The organism is Sphingomonas sp. Leaf34 (assembly GCF_001421805.1).
Lineage (GTDB): Bacteria > Pseudomonadota > Alphaproteobacteria > Sphingomonadales > Sphingomonadaceae > Sphingomonas.
In genome coordinates, this window is record NZ_LMLC01000001.1 from 1,163,850 (window position 1) to 1,170,000 (window position 6,151).

6 protein-coding genes are annotated in these 6,151 nt (G+C 67.5%); 5 read left to right on the forward strand and 1 reads right to left on the reverse strand.

Going from position 1 to position 6,151, the window contains the following annotated elements; genetic code table 11:
- Positions 1–27 precede the first annotated feature (27 nt).
- The 4 genes from hisS (at position 28) to ASF00_RS05410 (ending at position 4,921) form a co-directional block, all read left to right on the forward strand.
- The gene (hisS, locus tag ASF00_RS05395) at positions 28–1,368 is read left to right on the forward strand and encodes a histidine--tRNA ligase (RefSeq protein WP_082463220.1); all 1,341 of its coding nucleotides are present in this window, start codon (positions 28–30) and stop codon (positions 1,366–1,368) included.
- Positions 1,365–2,438, forward strand: coding sequence for a peptide chain release factor 1 (gene prfA / locus ASF00_RS05400; protein ID WP_055875073.1), 1,074 nt, complete (start codon positions 1,365–1,367; stop codon positions 2,436–2,438). The genes hisS and prfA overlap by 4 nt, the downstream gene beginning before the upstream one ends.
- Before the next feature lie 81 nt (positions 2,439–2,519).
- Positions 2,520–3,383, forward strand: a complete 864-nt coding sequence (prmC, locus tag ASF00_RS05405; RefSeq protein WP_235525616.1) for a peptide chain release factor N(5)-glutamine methyltransferase — start codon at positions 2,520–2,522, stop codon at positions 3,381–3,383.
- A gap of 242 nt (positions 3,384–3,625) precedes the next feature.
- On the forward strand, positions 3,626–4,921 hold the full coding sequence (locus ASF00_RS05410; protein WP_055875076.1) for a DUF4167 domain-containing protein: 1,296 nt from the start codon (positions 3,626–3,628) through the stop codon (positions 4,919–4,921).
- A 199-nt stretch (positions 4,922–5,120) separates the two neighbouring features.
- On the opposite strand, the gene ASF00_RS05415 is transcribed toward ASF00_RS05410, so the two are convergent.
- Positions 5,121–5,411, reverse strand: a complete 291-nt coding sequence (locus ASF00_RS05415; protein WP_055875078.1) for a hypothetical protein — start codon at positions 5,409–5,411, stop codon at positions 5,121–5,123.
- A gap of 71 nt (positions 5,412–5,482) precedes the next feature.
- Between ASF00_RS05415 and ASF00_RS05420 the strand changes: the two genes are divergently transcribed.
- Positions 5,483–5,911: a CBS domain-containing protein gene (locus tag ASF00_RS05420; protein ID WP_055875081.1), complete on the forward strand. Its 429-nt coding sequence runs from the start codon at positions 5,483–5,485 to the stop codon at positions 5,909–5,911.
- Positions 5,912–6,151 lie beyond the last annotated feature (240 nt).

The window sequence follows — 6,151 nt, forward strand, 5'->3', positions numbered from 1 at the left end:
GGCACGTCGCCTAGATACGCGCGCATCATGGCAAGAATAGAAACTCCGCGCCGCATTCGTGGCACCCAGGATATTTTCGGTGACGAGCAGCGCCGGTTCGCGCACGTCCTGGCGACGTTCGAGCGCGTGCGGGCGCTATATTGCTTCCAGCGCATCGACATCCCCGTGTTCGAGTCGACCGCGGTGTTCGCGCGCTCGCTCGGCGAGACGACCGATGTCGTGTCGAAGGAAATGTACACGTTCGAGGATCGCGGTGGCGATTCGCTGACGCTGCGACCCGAATTCACCGCGGGGATCGCGCGCGCCTATCTGACCGAGGGGTGGCAGCAGTTCGCGCCGCTCAAGATCACCACCAGCGGCCCGGTGTTCCGCTACGAACGCCCGCAAAAGGGGCGGTTCCGGCAGTTCCACCAGATCGACGCCGAGGTGATCGGTGCGGCCGAGCCGGCGGCGGACGTCGAGCTGCTGGTGCTGGCGGATCAGCTGCTGCGCGAGCTCGGCATTGCCGAGGGCGTGACGTTGCAGCTGAACACTTTGGGCGACGCCGAGACGCGCGACGCGTGGCGCGCGGCACTGGTCGCGCATTTCGAGGCGCATCGTGGCGAGTTGTCCGAGGACAGCCTGACCCGGCTCGAGAAGAACCCGATGCGGATCCTCGATTCGAAGGATCCGCGCGACCGCCCGATCGCCGACAGCGCGCCCGATATCGACGCGTATCTGACGCCCGAGGCGCGCGCGTTCTTCGACGCGGTGACCGCCGGGCTCGATGCCGCGGGCGTCGCGTGGGAGCGCAATGCGCGGCTGGTGCGCGGGCTCGATTACTACCGCCACACCGCCTTCGAGTTCGTGACCGACCGGCTGGGCTCGCAGGGGACCGTGCTGGCGGGCGGCCGCTATGACGGGCTGATCGGGTCGCTGGGCGGGCCGGAGACGGCGGGGGTCGGCTGGGCGGCTGGCGTCGAGCGGCTGGCGATGTTGCTAGAAGATCGGATCGTTGAGCGCCCCATGCTTGCGATAGTGTCAGAAGACGATGATCTTACCGAAGTGTGCATAGGCATTGCTGCGGCTGTTCGTCGCCGCGGCTGGTCAACTGAAATGTACACGGCAGGTAAGAGGAAGCGTCGTTTTGATCGGGCGAAGGCCAGTGGAGCAGCCTTTATTGCTCTCTTAGATATGCAGGTGCGAGAGGCCGGCCAAATGGCAAACATGCGTCTCAAAGGCCACGGTTTTACGACAGTTGAGGGCAGTTTCGAAGCTGACTTCGATGCTGCATTGGCAGAACGATTCGACGTTGTTGGCAAAGTCGCCGATGCGATCGAGCAGAATAAAGAGATCGAGCTTTGGCCGGAAGGTCACTGGACTTCATGACCCAGATATCCCCCGACCGCATCCGCGCGATCGAGGCGCGGCGGGACGAGTTGCAGGCGCTGATGTCGACCGGCGACCTCCCGTCCGACCGCTTCGTCGCGGTGTCGAAGGAATATGCCGAACTCGAACCCGTCGCGCAGGCCGCCACCGAAGTGCGCCGGCTGCGGCAGGAGGCGGAGAGCCTCGCCTTCATGGCCGAGGATGCCGACGACGAACTGCGCGCGATGGCAGCCGAGGAGCTGCACGAGAACCGCACGCTGCTCGAGACCGCGGACCGCAAGCTCGCGCTCGCGCTGCTGCCGCGCGATTCCGCGGACGAGCGCTCGGCGATGCTCGAGGTCCGCGCCGGCACGGGTGGCGACGAGGCGGCGCTGTTCGCGGGCGATCTGTTCCGCATGTACCAGCGTTATGCCGAATCGCAGGGCTGGCGCGTCGAGATGATCTCGGGCTCGTCGTCCGACGCGGGCGGCTTCAAGGAAGTCGTCGCCAGCGTCACGGGGCAGGGCGTGTTCGCCAAGCTGAAATACGAAAGCGGCGTCCACCGCGTCCAGCGCGTGCCCGCGACCGAGGCGGGCGGGCGGATCCACACGTCGGCGGCGACCGTCGCGGTGCTGCCCGAGGCGGAGGAGGTCGACGTCAAGATCGACGACAAGGATCTGCGCATCGACGTCTATCGCTCGTCGGGGCCGGGTGGCCAGTCGGTCAACACGACCGACTCGGCGGTGCGCATCGTCCACATCCCGACCGGGCTGACGGTGATCCAGCAGGACGAGAAGTCGCAGCACAAGAACAAGGCCAAGGCTTTGCGCGTGCTGCGGACGCGGCTCTACGAGGCGGAGCGCGACCGGTTGCACGCCGAGCGCGCGGGTGCACGCAAATCGATGGTCGGCTCGGGCGATCGCTCGGAACGGATCCGGACGTATAATTTTCCGCAAGGCCGCGTGACCGATCACCGCATCAACCTGACGCTGCACCGCCTGCCCGAGATCGTCGCGGGCGAGATGGACGAGCTGATCGGCGCGCTGGTGTCGCAGGACGAGGCGGACCGGCTGGCGCAATTGGATGGGTGACGTTTACCCGGTCGCGACGTCATCCCCCTTCCGCTTGCGGGAGGGGTTAGGGGAGGGGCTTCCTGTCGAGGGCATCTCCCGGTGATAGCCCCTCCCCCGACCCCTCCCGCAAGCGGAAGGGGAGCCGTAAGCGCGGCGATCGCCACCGCCGCCGCGCGCTTCGGCTTCTCCGCCACGCCCCGGCTCGATGCCGAACTCCTGATGGCGCACGCGCTCGGCGTCGATCGCAACGCCATTCTCCTTGACCCGACGCGCTACGCCGTCCCCGCCGCCTTCGCCGCGCTCGTCGAACGCCGTCTCCGGCACGAACCGCTCGCCTATATCACCGGCACCCGCGGCTTCTGGTCGATCGATCTCGCGGTCGGCCCGGGCGCGCTCGTCCCCCGCGCGGACAGCGAGACGCTGCTGATCGCCGCGCAGGCGCATTTCGCGGGTCACGCGCCCGCCACCGTGCTCGACCTCGGCACCGGCCCCGGCACGCTGTTGCTCGCCGCGCTCGACGAATGGCCCGCGCAAGGTCTTGGCGTCGACTTTTCCTCGCAAGCGCTCGCCTACGCCCGCGTCAACGCCGCCACGCTCGGCATGACCGACCGCGCGCGCTTCTTCCGCGGGCGCTGGGCGAGCGCGATCGTCGGCCAGTTCGACCTGATCCTCGCCAACCCGCCCTATATCGCCACCGACGAGACACTTCCGGCCGAAGTCCATGACCATGAACCGCACGCCGCGCTGTTCGCCGGGCGCGACGGGCTCGACGATTACCGCATCCTCGCCGCGCAACTCTCGGCGCTGATCGCCCCGGGCGGAGCGGCGATCATCGAGATCGGATCGACGCAGGCGACCCCCGTCACCGCGCTGCTCGAAGCGCAGGCTTTGCACGTCGCGCTCCACCACGACTATGGAAACAACCCACGCGCGCTGGTCGCGACGACAGGAATACGCCGATAACCTGTAGTTTTCGCTTGTAGTATGGCCCTTGCGGACGCTATCACATGGGCAGGGGCACGCACTCTCGACGATTGGTCGGTTTAGAGCGTTGACCCGCATCCTTCGCTTTGAGGTCGCTGCAGTCCGGTGGCCCTGGCAAGCGCGACGCACCGATCTCGTGTAGATCGTCGGTGCGCGGCGGGGGGTTTGCACCGCATTTCGGAGCACGACCAGATTTTGGTTCGACGACTGAGGACACAAGCTTGATCAACAACCGGCAAGCCGGCCGCCGTCGCGGTCGTGGCAACAATAATAATGGCGGCGGCGGTAGCGGTGGCGGTCAACGCCAGGGCGGCGGCGGTGGCAGCCAGGGCGGACGCGACACCGGCAACCGCATCGACAGCCGCGCGCGCGGCAACGCGAGCCAGCTGTACGAGAAGTACAAGAACCTCGCGCGCGACGCGCAGATGCAGGGCGACCGCGTCAACATCGAATATTACCTCCAGTTCGCAGATCACTATTTCCGCGTTCTGAGCGAGACGCGCGCACGCTTCGAAGAAAGCCAGCCCCAGGCGCAGCAGCAGCCGCGGCGTCAGCAGCCGTTCGACCTCGACGGCGACGACGATTATGGCGACGAGGGCGAACCGATCCGGTCGGGCGAGCAGCAGGGCGTGGCCGAGCAGGGCCGTGGCGATCATCAAAACGGTGGCCAGCAGAATGCCGGGCAGCAGAATGGCCAATACCAGAACGCGCCCCGTCAGGCTCGCGATAGCCAGAACCGTGAAGACCGGCCGCAGCGCGACGACCGTCCGCGGTACGAGAACACCCGCTACGAAGGTCAGCGTAACGAAGGCCAGCGTAACGAAGGCCAGCGCAACGAGGGCCAGCGCAACGAGGGCCAGCGCGAAGATCGCGTCCGTGGCGACAGCCCGCGTAACCAGCGCATGGCGAACCGTGACGGCCAACCCCGCGACGAGCGCGGCAGCGAAGAGCAGGGTCAGGCCCGCGAAGCGCAGTCTCGCGAGGCTCAGGGTCGCGACGAGCAGGTTCGCGAACCCCGCTCCGACTACCGCGATGCGCCGCCGCGCGAGACGATCCGGCGCGCGCCGCGTGCCACCGCCCAGACGGCCGACGTTCAGACGGGTAACGGCCAGATGGGCAACGGCCAGACGGGCAACGCCAACCAGGATTCGGAAGCCGACGCGCTACGGTCGGTGACCGGGTCCGCCGATCCGGTCACGCAGCCGACCGAAGCCGGCGAGATCGGGTCGCTCGTCGCGGCACCGGCGGTCGCCGCGACCGAGGACCAGCCTCGCCGCCGTGGTCGCCCGCGTCGTGATCGCAGCCTCGACGCGCCAACGCCGCAGGACGAGGGCGCACCGAGCGCGTTCGACGCGGATCGTCTGCCGCCATCGCTCGGCATTTCGGCCACCGTTGCTCCGGCACCAGCCTCGGCGCCGGCGGTCGAGGCTGCCCCCGTCGCTGCCGACGCGTCGCCCGAGGAAAAGCCCCGCCGTCGCCGCGTGCGCGCGGTGCCCGACGAGGTTCAGGCGGGCTGATCCCGATACGTCACCCGGTTGTGCGTCCGGGATGATGGAAAATTGGCCGGTACCGCAGTGCGGTGCCGGCTTTTTTCATGCCTGGACCATATCCGAACGCCTTCACCGCGCGAGTGCGAAGGCCGGCCGGCAACCCGATGGTGCTGGTTCAGTCCGCGCCGACGTCCGCGGGGACCAGTCCCGCCCCGCGACGCGCGTGTCACTCGATCCGGGTCACGTCCTCGTCGTGCCCGCTGCCCGAGCTCAGAAACACCAGCCCCATCAATAGTCCGGCCATCATCACCGATCCGCCGACCCCGCCGATCACCGCGAGCATCGTCACCAGGTGCAGCGGTCCCTGCAGATGCGCCATGCCCGCGATCACCCCGGCAACGCAGAGCGCCGCCGCGAGCACCATCCACGCCATGATCGCACGGAACCGCGCCCAGGCGAACGCGGCATAATGCGGATCGTCGAGTCCGGCGGGAGGATCGGGCAGGCGATCGGTCATCGCTTCACATTGCCGCGCAAACATGGTTTCCTCAACCCACGCGCACCAGACGCAGTAGAGGAGAGGCGAAGATGACGATCGCGGCGATCCTGAAGGACCGGAAGGGCGGTATCGTGTCGCTGACCCCCGACGATACCGTCGCGCAGGCGGTGACGCTGCTCGCGGACAAGCGGATTGGTGCGGCACCGGTACTCGATGGCGACCGCGTGGTCGGCATCTTCTCCGAACGCGATGTCATCCACTGCCTGCAATCAGACGGTGGCGCGGCACTCGACCGCCGGATCCGCGAGGTGATGACGACCGCGGTGAAGTCGGTCGGGCCGGGCGAGTCGGCGATCGGCGCGCTTTCGCTGATGACGCAACGACGGATCCGGCATCTGCCCGTGATCGAGGGCGATACGCTGGTGGGTTTCGTCTCGATCGGCGACCTGGTGAAATACCGGATCGACCGGATCGAGGCGGATGCGGCGGCGATGCGCGAGTATATACAGTCGGCGTGACGGGCAGGGAATCGGCTACGGGCTGAGCGCTGGGGGGCAACTACTCGACGGCGATCGCCGCAGCCCTGGCCGCTGGGGGCGTGGGGCGTCGAAACGCGCGAGCCGGAGAAAATTGCCACAAATATGCAAGAAAGCGTTTGACGGGTTTGTGGAGTGGCCCTAGAGGGGTGTCACCGCAGCGAACGGCCCCATGGTCTGGTTGCCCGACCTAGCCGCGCCCCNTTCAGTGGCGGTTCAAGC

Excerpts from the sequence above, each read along its gene's own strand:
- prfA (WP_055875073.1), top strand. The coding sequence starts at position 1,365 with ATGACCCAGATATCCCCCGACCGCATCCGCGCGATCGAGGCGCGGCGG.
- ASF00_RS05415 (WP_055875078.1), bottom strand. The coding sequence starts at position 5,411 with ATGACCGATCGCCTGCCCGATCCTCCCGCCGGACTCGACGATCCGCAT.
- ASF00_RS05420 (WP_055875081.1), top strand. The coding sequence starts at position 5,483 with ATGACGATCGCGGCGATCCTGAAGGACCGGAAGGGCGGTATCGTGTCG.
- hisS (WP_082463220.1), top strand. The coding sequence starts at position 28 with ATGGCAAGAATAGAAACTCCGCGCCGCATTCGTGGCACCCAGGATATT.